This is a genomic window from Streptomyces sp. NPDC107581 (assembly GCF_055657175.1).
Genome location: NZ_JBVKBH010000015.1, coordinates 184,152 through 200,941, shown reverse-complemented (window position 1 = coordinate 200,941; position 16,790 = coordinate 184,152). Strand labels below are relative to the sequence as shown.

Genomic DNA, 16,790 nt, shown 5'->3' with positions numbered 1-16,790 from the left:
TGTGCTTGTGCGGCGACGGTCCGTGGCGGTGCCGGCTCGACCGCAGGCGCCGACCGGCCACCCGTGGCGTGCCCGCGAGTCGTGAAGAACCACGTACGTTCCCGCATGTGTCCGACAGCCCGGACGCCTCTCGCCCTCTCATGCGACTCCTCGCCCCCTGTGCACTCCTGGGCCCCTCCGCACCTTGCGTCAGCAAGCACCTGTTGAAACGATTCATGGCCCGGCGGAAACGCTGCGGGGAGAGCCCGGCCGCCGTGAAGGCCGACAAGAACCCTGAGGGGCGCAGGACCCTGGAGGCGGCCGGAGCCTCGGCTGCTGGGCTGTGGCTCGCCGTGGCGACGGGGTGTGGGGGCGACACCGGTTCCGGGAACGCGGCGGTGACGATCCGTTACTCGTGAGGGGGTGCCGAGGGGCGGGCCAAGAAGGTCGGCCGGCCGATCGCCCTCTTCGAGAAGAAGTACCCGAAGATCAAGGTAAAGACCGACTTGCAGATATATCAGTCGTTCTGGGAGAAGTTCCGGACCCAGGCTGCCGACGGAAATCCACCGGATGTTTTTCTCAATGCCGTCGGGTTCCTTCGCAAGTACGACAAGAGAGGAATTCCTCTCGGCCTCAAGTCACGGCTCCAGGCACGCCATCTGAGCCCGGATCACTTCCGCGGGGCCTCGTGAAGGCCGGCGGGACGGACGGTGGACAGCTCGGAATTCCCGCCGGCAAGGCCGACCTGACGCAGTGGTGGACCCGCGGCTGTGCGGCGGCCTCGCCGAGGAGGACCGGGGGCCGGCCGCGACGGCGCCCCGGTGGAGGGGAGTGAGGCGAGCCGGGTGCCGGCCAACGGCACCTCGCCGTACGGCCTCGCGGCCGTCGAGAATCCGGCGCTGCTCGGCGACGGGAAGCCGAACCGGCGGGTGATGGGAAGCGGAGCCGGGGGGTTACGGGAACCCGAGCCGGCGGGTGATGGGGGAGCGCCGTCGCACGGGCGGCGGCGCTCGTCCCCCGAGTGTGGTCCGCGTCACCGTGCGGCACATGAGTACTCGTACTCGGATCCACGGAGCCACCAGGGCAGACTCTGCCCATGGACTGGTCCCGCTACCGCTTTCGCAGTCTGTGGTCCCTGCCCGCCCCGCCGGCCGCCGTGTACGCGGTGCTGGAGCGGCCCGAGGACTATCCCTGCTGGTGGCCGCAGGTACGGGCGGTGACCCGGGTCGACGACGGCACCGGCGTCATCACCATCCGCTCCTTCCTGCCGTACGCCATCACGTTCACCGCACGTGAGACGCGCCGCGACCCGGCCGCGGGCATCCTGGAGGTCGCCGTGTCCGGGGACATCGAGGGCTGGGCCCGCTGGACGGTCACCGCCGACGGCGCGGGCACGCTGGCCCGCTACGACCAGGTCGTGGACGTCACCAGGCCACTGCTCAGACGGCTGGCCGTACCGGGGCGGCCCCTCTTCCGCGCCAACCACCGGCTGATGATGCGGGCCGGGCGGCGCGGACTGCTGCGCCACCTCGCAGCGGTTTGAAGTAACACCGCAAGGGCCTGTATTGTTCAGTGCGTTCCCGGGCGATTAGCTCAGTGGGAGAGCGCTTCGTTCACACCGAAGAGGTCACTGGTTCGAACCCAGTATCGCCCACCGGGAAGAGCCGGTCTGCAGTCGCAGACCGGCTTTTTCGTTTCCGCATGTACGTCCGGTCGTCCATCTGCAGGGGACTGCGCGCTGCGGTTCCCCGAACCGTCACGCCGCCGCCGGCAGCTCCGGCCGCAGCGGCCACTCCGTGCTGACGATCTCCGCCGAGCCGCTGCGCGCGAACCACGCCTGCAGGCCGCGGGCCTGCGCCGCGTGCCAGGCGGCCTGGAGCGTGTGCAGTTCGGCGGGGGAAAGCCGCTCCAGCCGGGCCGCGAAACGGCGGCCCAGCGCGCGTACGACCTCCAGCGCGGCCAGGGCGTCGGCCGCCGCGTCGTGCGCGCCCTCCAGCGTCACACCGTAGTGCGCGCACAGGTCGGTCAGCGTGCGCCGCCCCTTGCGGTAGCGGTCCAGATGCTTGTCCAGCACCCGGGGATCCAGCACCATCAGCGGCACCGACTCGAACCAGCGGTCGAGCGAAGAAGCCCGGTGCCGGCGCAACTCCCGGTCCAGGAGCGTCAGATCGAACGGCGCGTTCATCACCACCAGCGGCCGCTGCATCGCCGCGTGCTCCGCCAGCTGCTCGGCTATCTCGTACACCACAGGCGCCGGCCAGCGGCCGTTGTGCTGCAGGTGTTCATCCGTCAGTCCGTGCACCGCTGTCGCCGCCTCCGGCACCGGCACGCCCGGGTTCACCAGCCACCGGATGATCCGGGGCCGGGTGCCCGGCGCGTCCTGGACGACGACGGAGGCCGACACGATCCGGTCGGTCTCGACGTCCACGCCCGTCGTCTCCGTGTCGAAGGCGGCCAGCGGCCCCTCGTACCAGGTCGTCATGCGAACCCAACTCCTCGTTCACCCACGGCAGGTGACGTTCCGTCTTCTGCCCGTTTGGTGATACCCGGGCCGTTTGCGCCGTACGCCGGAAGGAGACAACAGGAGTACGGGTCTTTGCAGTTCAGCGGCCCGGCACGGGGAAACTCTTGGCTTGGAAGGCTGTTGGTCATGGCCATAGCGCAGCCCGAGCGGCCCGGGCTGCTGCCCGAACGCCCGGGCCCTCTTCGCGGCACGCTCGCCACCACCGCCTGCATGGAGACACTGCAGGTCGGCTATCTGCACGCGGTCGCCGCCGCGGCGGGCTGCTCGCTGTCCCAGCCCTTCCCGGACAACGGCATCGACTGGCACGTCAGCCACAGCGCGCCCGGACACACCGTCGACGACGAGGTCACCATCAAGGTGCAGCTGAAGTGCACCTACCAGGTCGCGCCGAACCCCGCGGGCCGCTTCTTCTCTTTCACGCTCGACAACGACCACCTGCGCAAACTCGCCCGCACACCCGTCTCGGTGCACAAGATCCTGGTGGTCATGCTCGTCCCGCGCTCCCAGGACGACTGGCTGCGCGCCAGCCACGACCGGCTCGACCTCAGGCACTGCTGCTACTGGGTCAACCTGGCCGGCCGGCCGGTCACCGGCCGGCACCGGACCACCGTGCGGATACCGACTTCGCGCATCTTCGACGACCGGGCGCTGTGCGAGATCATGACGCGGGTCGGGACGGGAGGCAGGCCATGAGGAGCCGTCCGTACGACGAGCCGGCCCGGCAGGTCCGGCCGCACCCCGACGACCTCGCCTGGAACCGGCCCCCCGACCCCGCCGAGGTCGACCCCGCCGTGCTGGGCGCACTGCTGCACCGGCACGGCTGGCAGCGGCGCGGCGGCGCGGCCGGGCGCTACGGCCGCTGGACCCCGCCGGGGCCGGGCGGCGGCGGGACCAGCCTGCTGGTGCCCGAGAGCCGAGCCTTCCCCGACAGCGACGACCTGCTCGGCGAGGCCCTCGACGCCCTGGCCCGCAGCGACATGCCCTCCGCGCGCGAGGTGCTGATCTCCCTGGCCGTGCCCAGCGACGAGATCCGCTGGTGGCGGGACACCCCCAGCGGGCCGGTGGGCGGCGCCGCGCCCTGGACCGTCGACGAACAACTGCGCGCCGCGGCCCGGCAGATGCTCCTCGCGGCCGCCCTCGCCACCCGGGCGCGGGCGGGTTACCACGGTGCCCGGCACCGGCGGTCCGCCGCCACCCTCCTGGAGCACCTCCTCGTCGGCCCGGCCGCCGAGGGCCGCCGGCTGACCGCCTTCACGCCCGTGCCCACCGCCCGCCCGCTCGCCGTCCGCCTCCACCAGGCCCTGTACGCGGCCCGCGAGGCCATCGACTACGAACGGGCCACCGGCGGCATGGACGCCTTCGACGGCGCAGTGGAGGCCGGCGTCAGCCGTGAGCTGACCGAGGCGCTGATCACCCTCGTCCGGGGCACCGAGGGCGCACGCATCGCCGTCGCCTGGGCGCCCGGGGCCGGTGTCCCCGAGGGCTGCGCCGCCTCCGCCGAACCTGTCGAGTTCTCGCCCGGCGACCTGCCCGTGCTGCGCGCGGCCGGCGCCCGCTATCTGCAGGAGGAGCCCTCCGTGCCGGTCCGGATCACCGGCGCCGTGGTCCGCCTGCGCCGCTCCGGCCCTCAGGGCGAGGGCACCGCACGGCTGCGGGTGCTCGCGGGTGCCGAGGTCCCGCACGTCCGCGTCACCCTGGACGAGGAGGACTACCGCATCGCCGGCCACGCCCACCTCGTCGGCCTCCCGGTGCGGGTGCACGGCCGGCTGGAGCGCCGGGGCGGCTTCCGCAGGCTCACCGGCGCCTCCGGGGTCGTACCCGTGCAGGTGGACGACGCCGAGCGGGACCGGCTGATGAAGTCCCTGCAGGAGAATCTCGACTTCTTCGAGGAGGCGTGCGGGGAGGGGTACGGGGCCGAGGACTGAGGGTGACCGTTTCGCGGTCGGTGCCGTCGGGTCGGTACGATCCCTTGTGCGCGCGCTCCTGGTATGGCGCCGCCCCCACCTTCAGTCAGGAGAGACCGGTGTCAGACGTCCGTGTGATCATCCATCGCGATTCCGAGCGGGAAGAACGCGTGGTGACGACGGGCACTACGGCCGCCGAGCTCTTCGCCGGCGAGCGCTCGATCATCGCCGCGCGTGTCGAGGGCGAGCTGAAGGACCTCACCTACGAGGTCGAGGACGGCGAGAGCGTCGAGGGCGTCGAGATCTCCTCCGAGGACGGTCTGAACATCCTGCGCCACTCCACCGCGCACGTCATGGCGCAGGCCGTGCAGGAGCTCTTCCCCGAGGCCAAGCTGGGCATCGGCCCGCCCGTCAAGGACGGCTTCTACTACGACTTCGACGTCGAGAAGCCGTTCACGCCCGAGGATCTCAAGGCCGTCGAGAAGAAAATGCAGGAGATCCAGAAGCGGGGCCAGAAGTTCTCCCGCCGGGTCGTCACCGACGAGGCCGCCCGCGAGGAGCTCGCGGACGAGCCGTACAAGCTGGAGCTGATCGGCCTCAAGGGATCCGCCTCCTCCGACGACGGCGCGGACGTCGAGGTCGGCGCCGGCGAGCTGACGATCTACGACAACCTGGACGCCAAGACCGGCGAGCTGTGCTGGAAGGACCTCTGCCGCGGTCCCCACCTGCCCTCGACCCGTCTGATCCCCGCGTTCAAGCTGATGCGCAACGCCGCCGCCTACTGGCGCGGCAGCGAGAAGAACCCCATGCTCCAGCGCATCTACGGCACCGCCTGGCCGTCCAAGGACGAGCTGAAGGCCCACCTGGACTTCCTCGCCGAGGCCGAGAAGCGCGACCACCGCAAGCTGGGCAACGAGCTGGACCTCTTCTCGATCCCCGAGCAGATCGGCTCCGGCCTCGCCGTCTTCCACCCCAAGGGCGGCATCGTCCGCCGCGTGATGGAGGACTACTCGCGCCGCCGCCACGAGGAGGAGGGCTACGAGTTCGTCTACACCCCGCACGCGACCAAGGGGAAGCTCTTCGAGACCTCGGGCCACCTGGACTGGTACGCCGAGGGCATGTACCCCCCCATGCAGCTCGACGAGGGCGTGGACTACTACCTCAAGCCCATGAACTGCCCGATGCACAACCTGATCTTCGACGCGCGCGGCCGTTCGTACCGTGAACTGCCGCTGCGCCTCTTCGAGTTCGGGACCGTGTACCGATACGAGAAGTCGGGCGTCGTGCACGGCCTGACCCGTGCCCGCGGCTTCACCCAGGACGACGCGCACATCTACTGCACCCGTGAGCAGATGTCCGAGGAGCTGGACAAGACGCTCACCTTCGTCCTCGGCCTGCTGCGCGACTACGGCCTGACCGACTTCTACCTGGAGCTGTCCACGAAGGACCCGGAGAAGTTCGTCGGCTCCGACGAGGTCTGGGAAGAGGCCACGGAGACGCTCCGCGAGGTCGCCGAGAAGCAGGGCCTGCCCCTGGTCCCGGACCCGGGCGGGGCCGCCTTCTACGGCCCGAAGATCTCCGTCCAGGCCAAGGACGCGATCGGCCGTACCTGGCAGATGTCGACCATCCAGCTCGACTTCAACCTGCCCGAGCGCTTCGACCTGGAGTACACCGGCCCGGACGGCGCGAAGCAGCGCCCGGTGATGATCCACCGCGCTCTCTTCGGCTCGATCGAGCGCTTCTTCGCGGTGCTCCTGGAGCACTACGCGGGCGCGTTCCCCGCGTGGCTGGCCCCGGTCCAGGCGATCGGCATCCCGATCGGCGACGGGCACGTGGAGTACCTGGAGAAGTTCGCCTCGGCGGCGAAGAAGCAGGGCCTGCGGGTCGAGGTGGACTCCTCCTCGGACCGTATGCAGAAGAAGATCCGCAACGCCCAGAAGCAGAAGGTGCCCTTCATGGTCATCGCGGGCGACGAGGACATGTCCAACGGCTCGGTGTCCTTCCGCTACCGCGACGGCTCCCAGGAGAACGGCATCCCGTTCGACGAGGCCATCGCCAAGATCGCGAAGGTCGTGGAGGAGCGGACCCAGGTCTGACGTCCCGGAGCCAGGTCCGACGTCCCGGACTCCGGTACGACGTCCGGGACCCGGGTCCGAGTCCGGCGTTCCGGCCAGGGGCCCTCGGGGATCGCATCCCCGGGGGCCCTTGCCGTCTTCTCCCTCGCCCCTGCGACACGCCTCGAACGGGCGAAGCCATATGCTGCCTTGCATGACGAGTGAGCCGGAACAGCAGATCGGAGTGGGGACGCAGGACGCGTTCCAGCGCCTGTGGACGCCCCACCGGATGGCCTACATCCAGGGTGAGAACAAGCCGACCGGTCCGGGGGCCGACGACGGCTGTCCCTTCTGCTCGATCCCGGCCAAGTCCGACGAGGACGGCCTGATCGTCCGCCGAGGCGAGCATGTGTACGCCGTCCTCAACCTCTACCCGTACAACGGCGGTCACCTGATGACGGTTCCGTACCGGCACGTCGCCGACTACACGGAGCTGACCGGGGCGGAGACCGCCGAGCTGGCCGAGCTGACCAAGCAGGCGATGACCGCGCTGCGCACCGCCTCCGGCGCGCACGGCTTCAACATCGGTATGAACCAGGGCACCGTGGCGGGCGCCGGCATCGCCGCCCACCTCCACCAGCACATCGTCCCGCGCTGGGGAGGCGACACGAACTTCATGCCCGTGGTGGGCCACACGAAGGTGCTGCCCCAGCTCCTGGCCGACACGCGGACGATGCTGGCCGAGGCCTGGGCCGAGGGCTGATGTCCCCGGGCCCGGGCTGAACCTTTCAGGCCTTGCACGCCGCGCGGGCACGATCCAACGCCGGGCCGGCCGTGCCGGGACCGCCGGGACGCCGTTGCCACCTTTGACGGGGTATCGCCGAGGTGAGCCCAACAGGGGGCATGGGGCGGTCCTCCGGCGGTGTGGTCGGGCATGAGCTAGGCGGCGGGCAGCCCGTGGTGGGCCGGGCGGTGCCGCACCGGCTCAGGCGGAGGTGCTTGCGTCTTCCGAGAACAGGCTGATGACCCCGGCGGGGGCGTTGGCGCCGAAGATGAAGTCGATGGTGCGGTGGGCGGCGGCAGCCGCCTTCTGGCTCCGGGGGAACATCCTGCTCTCGTAGTCTGCGAGGGCCTGCTCGATGTCGTCGGGGTGGGCCGCGATCGCCGTACCGAGTTCGGCGCCGTCGAGCATCGCGAGATTGGCTCCGTCTCCTCCGGGGACGGTCGCGTGTGCCGCGTCGCCGAGGAGTGTGACGCCGGGGACCCGGTCCCAGCGGTGGTCGTCCGGCAGCTCGTAGATGCTGCGCAGGACGGGTGCTGACTCGCCGTCGGTGATCAAGGCCAGCAGTTCCGGTGCCCAGCCGTCGAACTCTGCGGCCACCCGTGCCTTCGCCGCCGTGGCCTCGGTGAAGTCGATCGCATCGAACCACTCCACAGGACGGTGCAGCACGACATAGGTGTGGACGACGTCACCGGCTTCACGGTGGGCGAGGAATCCTCGGCCCGGGGCCAGGGCGTACAGGGCGCCGTTCCCGACGAGGCCGGCCACGTGCGGGTGGGCCGTGCCGACGTCGTGAAGGTAGGTGTCGACGTAGCTCATGCCTGAGTACACCGGCCGTTCGTCCGACAGGAGCGCCCGGACCTTGGACCAGACCCCGTCGGCGCCCACGAGGACGTCGGACACGGCCGACGAGCCGTCCGCGAACGACACCTGGTGTCGTCCGTCTCCGACGGGGGTCGCCGAGACGAGCTTCTTGTCCCATCGCACCGTGCCGGGCGGCAGTGAATCGAGCAGGATCCGACGGATGTCACCGCGCAGCGTTTCCGGCCGTTCCAGGGAGCCGTCGTCCGGCCGGTCCACGACAACGCGTCCCTGCTCGTCGACGACACGTCGTGCTCCGCCGCCCCGGTGGATGATCGAGCGGTACTCCTCGGTGAGCCCGGCCATCTCAAGGGCGAGCTGGCCGTCCTCTTCGTGGAGGTCGAGCTGTCCTCCCTGGGTGCGGACGCCTGCGGACTTCTCCGCCTCGTAGACGGTGGCGGGGATGTGGTGCAGGTGCAGGATCCGGGCGAGCGTGAGTCCGCCGAGGCCGGCGCCGATGATCGAGACCGAGGTCGTCATGGTGATTCCCTTCGCGTTGGTTCGCCTCCCAGCCTACGACGAACATTGTTCTAGTGGCGATGATTGTTCGTCAACGAGTAGAGTGGCGTCGTGGCAGGACGACGGGCAGCGCGTGACGCAATCTCCCGGGATCAGTGGGCGGCGCTGATCTCGGCCAACAACGCCGACCCGGAAACCGGAGCGCGCCGGGCCGCCGGCCGGGAGAAGACCCCCATCACGGTGGAGCGCATCATCGACGCCGCTCTCCGGGCCGTGGAGGAGGGCGGCTTCGAGGACCTGACGATGCGCGCGGTCGCGACGAGGCTGGGGACCGGCCCCGCGTCGTTGTACGCGCACGTGCGCAACCGCGCGGAGCTCGGTGACCTGCTCATCGGCAGGCTGTGCTCCCAGGTCGCTCTCCCCGCACCGGACCCCGCGTGCTGGCGGGACCAGTTCATGGACGTGTGCGCACAGCTGCGCGATCAGTTTCTGCGCTACCCCGGTATCGCGCAGGCCGCTCTCGCCGTGGTGCCCGCCGATCTGGCGACTCTGCGGGTCGGCGAGGGGATGCTCGCGATCCTGCTCGCCGGTGGCGCGCCCGCCCGACAGGCGGCCTGGACCAGCGACGCGGCCTTCCTCTACATCACGGGCTACTGCCTGGAGGCATCCGCGGCCCGGCGGCAGAGTGAGGACGCCGACGGCCGTGTGATCGACCGCGCGGAGATCGAGGAGCGGCTCCGGATGCTGCCGCCCGACGTGTTCCCCCATACCGTCGCCCATGCGCGGGAGCTCACCTCGGGCGCCGGACACGACCGGTTCGCCTTCACCCTCACCCTGCTGCTGCAGGGGCTGGCCCCGCCACGGCCGTGAACGGTCTCAGGACATCGGTGCAGCGGTTGACGCCGAGCCGGTGATCCTGGTCGGGCCGTGGTCCCGTCCTCGTAACTTCCGGCACCGGCCGAACCGCCGGGTGCCTACGCGTCGTACAGGTCCGCCTTCCTCGGCGTCGGGTCCTGGACCAGGCCGCTCAGCATCGACGAGCGGTTGCCGAACTTCTCCGTGTCCACCCCGTTGTCCGCCAGGACCCGGAGAGCCGCCGAGTGCACCACCCTGAGCACCGGCGTGGCCGCGCGCAGCGCATCGTCGGCCATGAAGCGGTGCCGCCAGGGCTGATCGGCCCAGGCGTGCCGCAGCCCGAACGGCTCGGGCAGGACGAGGGAGCCGCCGAGCCAGTTCAGCAGCGGCGGATACCAGGTCAGCGGGGCGCGTGCGGCGAGCCGTACCACCTCGTCGGTCGGCACCAGCGGAAGCTTGACCGTGCGGGTCTCCCAGGGCTTCAGGGACTTGGAGACCTCCTTGGTCGGTGCCTCCGGCTTCGCGGTGAACAGCGGGTTCACCGGTCCCAGGGCATGCCCGGTCACCTCGATGCGCAGCGTCTCGTGCAGCACGGTCACGGTGATCAGCATGGTGATGACCAGCTGTCCGTCCCAGAGCGTCCACTGCACACCCAGGTAGTGGCGGTCACCACTGCCGAACTGCTGCTTGTTGCAGATCTCCTGTATGGCGTGCTGCTTGACCTGGAACGCCTCGACGTCCGTGCCCTCCGGCCGGGACACGGCCGCGGCCTTCTCGCCGATCGGCGTGACGATCCAGTGCCGTATCGACGGCCGGGGGAAGCCGCCCGTGTTCAGCGGGCCCCGCTCCAGCATGCGCAGCTGGTCGTGGATCGCGCGTACGACGTCCCAGCTGCGGAAGGGGTGGATCTCCCGGGTGGGGTCGGCCGACACCAGGTCCTCGGCGAGCTGCCATGATCCCCAGCGGGTGCCCATGCCGAGCACGCCCTTGGGGCCGGCGTAGAAGACCGAGTTGGACTGCTGTTCGGCGCTGAGCCGGGCCAGCGACTGGCGCAACTGCTCGGCCGCGGTCTCGCCCGGGCTGCGCGGCACGGCCTCGGGGACCTTGGCGCCGACGCTGCTGCCCGAGAGCAGCCCGTCCCAGCGCGCCCGCAGGTCCTTGGCGGTGCGCTCGCAGATCCGCTTGGCCAGGAACCACCCCAGCACCGGTGCGGCCACCGCCGCCCGCGCGTACCAGGCCCAGAAGCCGTGGAACGGCATCTTCAGGAGGAAGAGCGCGGCCAGCAGGCCCACCCCGTACAGCAGGGCACTGGCCACCCATCCGGCGCGCTTGGCGTCGCGCTTGGCGACGAACCTGCGCAACTGGAAGACGATCAGCCAGCCGATGAGCCCCGGCAGGAAGATCAGGCCGCACACGACCATGAGGAGCGACAGCCGGTTGTCACGGTCCCGGCGGATGTTGTTGGCCGCCAGACAGTGCTCCACGACGACCTGGGGCTCGGCCCCGAAGGACTGGATGAGCGGCTTGCGGCCGGGCGCGAGCATGCGGTCGGCCACGGCCCGGGAGAAGGCCTCACCCAGGTTGGGCCGGAAGATCGTGGCCCATTTGCGGCCCGGCTTGACGGTCGACTGGTGCCAGTCGTTGTCGGCCTTCTTGATCTCGTCGAGCACGTTGTCCCGGTAGGCCGCCGAGGCCAGCGCGAAGGTCGCCGCCTGGCCCCCGTCGCCGGATACGGGCACCTGTGGTCCGTCCCACTCCGTTCCCACCGACATTGCCGCCCCCCTCGCCGCCGGTCTCGCTCCTGCGGCCTTCCCGACTTCCCTGCTCCGCACACCTGTTGGACAGGACGTCGTGCCGATACCACTTCCGTACCGCATGAGTTCGGCACGACATGATCAGGTGATCAGCGTATCCGCAGTCACTGACAGTGCGTCGGCGGACCGCGAAGGCCGCTTCGATCGCCCGTACTCCTGCGGGCGCCCCGGCCGGTGCCGGGGCCCGACCGTGCTCGGCCCTGCGGGCCTTTGCACTCGGGCTCCCGGCACCGGCGTGCCCCTCCGGCTCACTCGTGGCGCCGGCGCACGGCGGCCACCGGTGGTGGGCTACGGCGTCTCGCCCGCCTGTTCGCGGATCCGCTCCGCGATCTGCGGCGGCATCGGCTCGTGCCGCGCGTACGAGCGGCTGAAGCGGGCGGTGCCGTGCGAGAGGGACCGCAGGTCGATCGAGTAGCGGCCGATCTCGAACTCGGGCACCTCGGCGCGGACCAGGGTCCGCCCGGAGCCCACCTGTTCGGTGCCGAGCACCCGGCCGCGCCGGCTCGACAGGTCGCTCATCACCGCGCCCACATAGTCGTCGGTGACCAGCACGGTCACCTCGGCCACCGGTTCCAGCAGATGGATCCGTGTCTCGGTCGCCGCCTCACGCAGGGCCAGCGCGCCCGCCGTCTGGAAGGCGGCGTCGGAGGAGTCCACCGAGTGCGCCTTGCCGTCCAGCAGCGTGATCCGCACGTCCACGAGCGGATAGCCGGCGGCGACCCCCTTGGCGGCCTGCGCCCGCACGCCCTTCTCCACGGAGGGGATGAACTGGCGCGGTACGGCGCCGCCGACCACCTTGTCCACGAACTCGATGCCCGAGCCGCCGGGCAGCGGCTCGACCTCGATCTCGCAGATGGCGTACTGCCCGTGCCCGCCGGACTGCTTGACGTGCCGGCCGCGCCCCGCCGCCTTCTCGGCGAACGTCTCCCGGAGGGAGACCTTGTGCGGGACGACGTCGACCTGGACGCCGTACCGGCTGCGCAGCCGTTCCAGGGCGACGTCCGCGTGGGCCTCGCCCAGGCACCACAGGACCACCTGGTGGGTGTCCTGGTTCTGCTCCAGACGCATCGTCGGGTCCTCCGCGACCAGGCGCGCGAGGCCCTGGGAGAGCTTGTCCTCGTCGGCCTTGCTGTGCGCCTGGATGGCCAGCGGCAGCAGCGGGTCCGGCATCTGCCAGGGCTCCATCAGGAGCGGGTCGTCCTTGGGCGAGAGCGTGTCCCCGGTCTCCGCGCGGCTCAGCTTTGCCACGCACACCAGGTCGCCCGCGACGGCCTGTGTCACCGGGCGCTGCTGCTTGCCGAAGGGCATGGACAGCGCGCCGATCCGCTCGTCGGCCTCGTGCAGGGTGCGGACCTCGTGCCCGCCGTCGGCCAGGCCGTGCCCGCAGACGTGGACCGTTTCGTCGGGGCGCAGGTTGCCGGAGAAGACGCGGACCAGGGAGACCCGGCCGACATAGGGGTCGGAGGCCGTCTTGACGACCTCGGCGACCAGCGGCCCGCTCGTGTCGCACGCCTTCAGCGCGCGCGGCTTGCCGTCGATCGTGGTGACCCCGGGCATGGGATGCTCGAACGGGGTGGGGAACCCGCCGGTGATCAGCTCCAGCAGTTCCACCGTGCCGAGGCCCTGCTTGCCGCCCTCGACGGCGGGGGCGGCCGCCAGGACGGGGAAGAACGTGCCGCGCGCGACGGCCCGCTCCAGGTCCTCGATCAGCGTCTTCACGTCGACCTGCTCGCCGCCCAGATAGCGGTCCATGAGGGTCTCGTCCTCGCTCTCGGCGATGATCCCCTCGATGAGCCGGTTGCGGGCCTCGTCGATGTCCGGCAGCTGGTCCTCGTCGGGTTCGGACTCCTTGCGCTCCCCGGTCGAATAGTCGAACAGCTTCTTCGACAGCAGCCCGACCAGCCCGGTCACGGGCGCGTGTCCGTCGGGGCCCTCCAGGCCGCGCAGCGGCAGGTACAGCGGCAGCACGGCGTCCGGGTCGTCCGCGCCGAAGGCCTGCGCGCACACCCGGGTCATTTCCTCGAAGTCCGCGCGGGCGGCCTCCAGGTGCGTGATCACGATCGCCCGGGGCATGCCGACGGCCTGGCACTCCTCCCAGACCATGCGGGTCGAGCCGTCCACCCCGTCCGAGGCCGAGACGACGAAGAGGGCCGCGTCCGCCGCGCGCAGACCGGCCCTCAGCTCCCCGACGAAGTCCGCGTACCCGGGGGTGTCGAGGACATTGACCTTGATGCCGTCCCACTCGACCGGCGCGAGGGAGAGCTGTACGGAGCGTTGCTGCCGGTGCTCGATGTCGTCGTAGTCGGAGACGGTGCCGCCGTCCTCCACGCGGCCCGCCCGGTTCACCGCCCCCGCGGTCAGCGCGAGGGCCTCCACCAGCGTTGTCTTGCCCGATCCGGAGTGGCCGACCAGCACCACATTCCGTATGGACGCGGGGTGGTCGGCCGCTACTGCCCTGCCGGCGGCTCCAGGGTGTGTATGCGTCTTGTCGCCCATGATCCTGCCTCCCGTGCACGGTGAGGTCACTGTGGGCGCGGACACGCGGCACCGCGTGCACTGGCGGCTCCTGCGACGCCCGCGGTCCTTCGAGCTTTCCACTCCCGTCATGCTGCGTCCATACGACGGACGCCGATCGCGCCACCGGCGCCCCCAGGGTGCGGTGCGCGCCGGATCGGGGCACGGCTGCGGGTGGCCCGCCCGTCACGCACACGCGCGCGTGGCTACGATGGGCCAGCCGGTGGTCACCAGGGCCGCGGCGACACCGACCGTCGGGAAGGCCATGCTGAACAAGTACGCGCGTGCATTCTTCACGCGTGTCCTCACACCGTTCGCCGCGTTTCTCATCCGGCGGGGGGTCAGCCCCGACACGGTGACGCTCCTCGGCACGGCCGGTGTGGTCGCGGGCGCGCTGGTCTTCTACCCCCGGGGGGAGTTCTTCTGGGGCACGGTCGTGATCACGCTGTTCGTCTTCTCCGACCTGGTCGACGGCAACATGGCGCGCCAGCTGGGCCGCACCAGCCGCTGGGGCGCCTTCCTGGACTCCACCCTGGACCGGGTCGCCGACGGCGCGATCTTCGGCGGCTTCGCGCTCTGGTACGCGGGCAACGGCGACAACAACGCCCTGTGCGCCGTCTCGATCTTCTGCCTGGCCAGCGGCCAGGTGGTCTCGTACACCAAGGCACGCGGCGAGTCGATCGGACTGCCGGTCGCCGTCAACGGGCTCGTCGAGCGCGCGGAGCGCCTGGTGATCTCGCTGGTCGCGGCCGGTCTCGCCGGTCTGCACACGTTCGGTGTGCCCGGCATCCAGTGGCTGCTGCCGATCGCCCTGTGGATCGTCGCCGTCGGCAGCCTGGTCACGCTGATCCAGCGGGTCGTCACCGTCCGCCGCGAGTCCGCCGAGGCCGAGGCGGCGGCGGAGCACAACGCGTCCCAGGGGAGCGAGGCGGCGAAGTGAGCACCGCCGACCGGCTCACCGACGCGCTGTACGGCCTCGGCTGGGGCACCGTCAAGAAGCTCCCCGAACCCGCCGCGGTCCGCCTCGGGCAGACCATCGCCGACCTCGCCTGGAAGCGGCGCGGCAAGGGGGTGCAGCGGCTGGAGGCGAACTACGCGCGCGTGGTGCCGGACGCCACCCCCGAGCGCCTCGCCGAGCTCTCCCGCGCGGGCATGCGCTCGTACCTGCGGTACTGGATGGAGTCCTTCCGGCTGCCCGCCTGGAGCGCCGAGCGCGTGAAGACGGGCTTCGAGTGCAAGGACGTGCACCACCTGACCGACGGGATCGCCTCCCCCCGGGGTGTGATCCTCGCCCTGCCGCACCTGGCCAACTGGGACCTGGCCGGCGCCTGGGTCACCACCAGGCTGGAGACGCCGTTCACCACGGTCGCCGAGCGGCTGAAGCCCGAGACGCTCTACGACCGCTTCGTCGCCTACCGCGAGGGCCTCGGCATGGAGGTCCTGCCGCACAGCGGCGGCAGCGCCTTCGGCACCCTGGCCCGGCGGCTGCGCGACGGCGGCCTGGTCTGCCTGGTCGCCGACCGCGACCTGTCCGCCTCCGGTGTGGAGGTCGACTTCTTCGGCGACCGGGCCCGGATGCCCGCGGGCCCGGCCCTCCTCGCCCAGCAGACCGGAGCGCTGCTGCTGCCCGTCACGCTCTGGTACGACGACTCGCCCGTGATGAAGGGGCAGGTCCACCCCCCGATCGAGGTACCGGAGTCAGGTACGCGGGCCGAGCGGACGTCTGTCATGACACAGTCGCTGGCCGATGCCTTCGCCACCGGCATCGCCGATCATCCGGAGGACTGGCACATGCTCCAGCGCCTGTGGCTCGCCGACCTCGACCCCGCGAAGGGACCCTCGTGAGAATCGGGATCGTCTGCCCGTACTCCTGGGACGTGCCCGGTGGCGTCCAGTTCCACATCCGCGACCTCGCCGAGTACTTCATCCGTCTCGGCCACGAGGTCTCCGTCCTCGCCCCCGCCGACGACGACACCCCGCTGCCGCCGTACGTCGTCTCGGCCGGCCGTGCGGTCCCGGTGCCCTACAACGGGTCGGTGGCCCGGCTGAACTTCGGTTTCCTGTCGGCCGCGCGGGTGCGGCGCTGGCTGCACGACGGCGCGTTCGACGTGGTCCACATCCACGAGCCGACCTCCCCGTCGCTCGGCCTGCTGACCTGCTGGGCCGCCCAGGGCCCCATCGTGGCCACCTTCCACACCTCCAACCCCCGCTCGCGCGCGATGATCGCCGCGTACGCCATCCTGCAGGCCGCGCTGGAGAAGATCAGCGCGCGCATCGCGGTCAGCGAGTACGCCCGCCGCACCCTGGTCGAGCACCTGGGCGGCGACGCGGTGGTCATCCCCAACGGGGTCGACGTCGACTTCTTCGCCCGGGCCGAGCCCAACCCGGAGTGGCAGGGCGACACGATCGGCTTCATCGGCCGCATCGACGAGCCCCGCAAGGGCCTGCCGGTGCTGATGAAGGCCCTGCCGAAGATCTTCGCCGCCCGCCCGCAGGCGCGTCTGCTGATCGCGGGGCGCGGCGACGAGGAGGCGGCCGTCGAGGACCTGCCCCGTGAACTGCGCTCCCGCGTCGAGTTCCTCGGCATGGTCAGCGACGAGGACAAGGCGCGCTTCCTGCGCAGCGTCGACCTGTACATCGCGCCCAACACCGGCGGCGAGAGTTTCGGCATCATCCTCGTCGAGGCCATGTCGGCGGGTGCCCCCGTGCTCGCCTCCGACCTGGACGCCTTCGTCCAGGTCCTCGACCAGGGCGCGGCCGGCGAGGTCTTCGCCAACGAGGACGCCGACGCGCTGGCCGAGGCGGCCGTACGCCTGCTCGCCGACCCGGTCCGGCGGGCCGAACTGCGCGAGCGGGGCAGCGCCCACGTGCGGCGCTTCGACTGGTCGACCGTCGGCGCGGACATCCTGTCGGTCTACGAGACGGTCACGACCGGCACGGCCGCGGTGGCCACGGACGAGCGGTCGGGCCTGCGGGCACGCTTCGGGCTGGCCCGCGACTGACCCGGATCCAGGTGCCGACGGCCTCGGGCCGGCGCGGGACCGA

13 protein-coding genes, 1 tRNA gene and 1 pseudogene are annotated in these 16,790 nt (G+C 71.1%); 11 read left to right on the top strand and 4 right to left on the bottom strand.

Features of this window, described 5'->3' with window-relative positions:
* Positions 1–215: 215 nt before the first annotated feature.
* The 3 genes and pseudogenes from ACZ7P3_RS32535 to ACZ7P3_RS32525 form a co-directional block, all read left to right on the top strand.
* Positions 216–715: pseudogene (locus tag ACZ7P3_RS32535) on the top strand (extracellular solute-binding protein); the annotation flags it as partial.
* 360 nt (positions 716–1,075) lie between these two features.
* Complete coding sequence (locus ACZ7P3_RS32530; protein ID WP_472087117.1) at positions 1,076–1,522, top strand: SRPBCC family protein; 447 nt, start codon at positions 1,076–1,078, stop codon at positions 1,520–1,522.
* 39 nt (positions 1,523–1,561) lie between these two features.
* A tRNA-Val gene (locus ACZ7P3_RS32525) sits at positions 1,562–1,633 on the top strand.
* Positions 1,634–1,735: 102 nt separating this feature from the next.
* Here the strand turns inward: ACZ7P3_RS32525 and ACZ7P3_RS32520 are convergent.
* Positions 1,736–2,461 (bottom strand): exonuclease domain-containing protein, encoded by a 726-nt coding sequence (locus ACZ7P3_RS32520; RefSeq protein WP_472087115.1) that lies wholly within the window; start codon positions 2,459–2,461, stop codon positions 1,736–1,738.
* Positions 2,462–2,629: 168 nt separating this feature from the next.
* Between ACZ7P3_RS32520 and ACZ7P3_RS32515 the strand changes: the two genes are divergently transcribed.
* From ACZ7P3_RS32515 to ACZ7P3_RS32500, 4 genes are all read left to right on the top strand, one after another.
* Positions 2,630–3,196 (top strand): DUF4365 domain-containing protein, encoded by a 567-nt coding sequence (locus ACZ7P3_RS32515; RefSeq protein WP_472087114.1) that lies wholly within the window; start codon positions 2,630–2,632, stop codon positions 3,194–3,196.
* Positions 3,193–4,428 carry a hypothetical protein gene (locus ACZ7P3_RS32510; RefSeq protein ID WP_472087112.1) on the top strand — a complete coding sequence of 412 codons (1,236 nt, stop codon included), beginning with the start codon at positions 3,193–3,195 and terminating at the stop codon, positions 4,426–4,428. The genes ACZ7P3_RS32515 and ACZ7P3_RS32510 overlap by 4 nt, the downstream gene beginning before the upstream one ends.
* A 98-nt stretch (positions 4,429–4,526) precedes the next feature.
* The gene (thrS, locus tag ACZ7P3_RS32505) at positions 4,527–6,503 is read left to right on the top strand and encodes a threonine--tRNA ligase (protein WP_472087111.1); all 1,977 of its coding nucleotides are present in this window, start codon (positions 4,527–4,529) and stop codon (positions 6,501–6,503) included.
* A 160-nt stretch (positions 6,504–6,663) separates the two neighbouring features.
* Entirely contained in the window at positions 6,664–7,224 is a 561-nt protein-coding gene (locus ACZ7P3_RS32500; protein WP_472087109.1) for an HIT family protein, read from the top strand.
* 222 nt (positions 7,225–7,446) lie between these two features.
* On the opposite strand, the gene ACZ7P3_RS32495 is transcribed toward ACZ7P3_RS32500, so the two are convergent.
* The gene (locus ACZ7P3_RS32495; RefSeq protein ID WP_472087108.1) at positions 7,447–8,583 is read right to left on the bottom strand and encodes an FAD-dependent oxidoreductase; all 1,137 of its coding nucleotides are present in this window, start codon (positions 8,581–8,583) and stop codon (positions 7,447–7,449) included.
* Positions 8,584–8,673: 90 nt separating this feature from the next.
* On the opposite strand from ACZ7P3_RS32495, the gene ACZ7P3_RS32490 reads away from it, so the two are divergent.
* Entirely contained in the window at positions 8,674–9,432 is a 759-nt protein-coding gene (locus tag ACZ7P3_RS32490; RefSeq protein WP_472087107.1) for a TetR/AcrR family transcriptional regulator, read from the top strand.
* A 104-nt stretch (positions 9,433–9,536) separates the two neighbouring features.
* Here ACZ7P3_RS32490 and ACZ7P3_RS32485 read toward each other — a convergent pair whose 3' ends face one another.
* Positions 9,537–11,189, bottom strand: a complete 1,653-nt coding sequence (locus ACZ7P3_RS32485) for a hypothetical protein (protein ID WP_472087105.1) — start codon at positions 11,187–11,189, stop codon at positions 9,537–9,539.
* Between the two features lie 330 nt (positions 11,190–11,519).
* Positions 11,520–13,727, bottom strand: coding sequence for an elongation factor G-like protein EF-G2 (locus ACZ7P3_RS32480; RefSeq protein WP_472087103.1), 2,208 nt, complete (start codon positions 13,725–13,727; stop codon positions 11,520–11,522).
* A 229-nt stretch (positions 13,728–13,956) separates the two neighbouring features.
* Between ACZ7P3_RS32480 and pgsA the strand changes: the two genes are divergently transcribed.
* Genes pgsA through ACZ7P3_RS32465 form a run of 3 tightly spaced genes read left to right on the top strand, consistent with a single transcriptional unit; the run spans position 13,957 to position 16,747 of the window.
* Positions 13,957–14,685: a phosphatidylinositol phosphate synthase gene (pgsA, locus tag ACZ7P3_RS32475; RefSeq protein ID WP_472087226.1), complete on the top strand. Its 729-nt coding sequence runs from the start codon at positions 13,957–13,959 to the stop codon at positions 14,683–14,685.
* Positions 14,682–15,590 carry a phosphatidylinositol mannoside acyltransferase gene (locus tag ACZ7P3_RS32470; protein WP_472087102.1) on the top strand — a complete coding sequence of 303 codons (909 nt, stop codon included), beginning with the start codon at positions 14,682–14,684 and terminating at the stop codon, positions 15,588–15,590. Before pgsA ends, ACZ7P3_RS32470 begins: the two co-directional genes overlap by 4 nt.
* Positions 15,587–16,747 carry a glycosyltransferase family 4 protein gene (locus ACZ7P3_RS32465; protein WP_472087101.1) on the top strand — a complete coding sequence of 387 codons (1,161 nt, stop codon included), beginning with the start codon at positions 15,587–15,589 and terminating at the stop codon, positions 16,745–16,747. The genes ACZ7P3_RS32470 and ACZ7P3_RS32465 overlap by 4 nt, the downstream gene beginning before the upstream one ends.
* Positions 16,748–16,790: the final 43 nt, after the last annotated feature.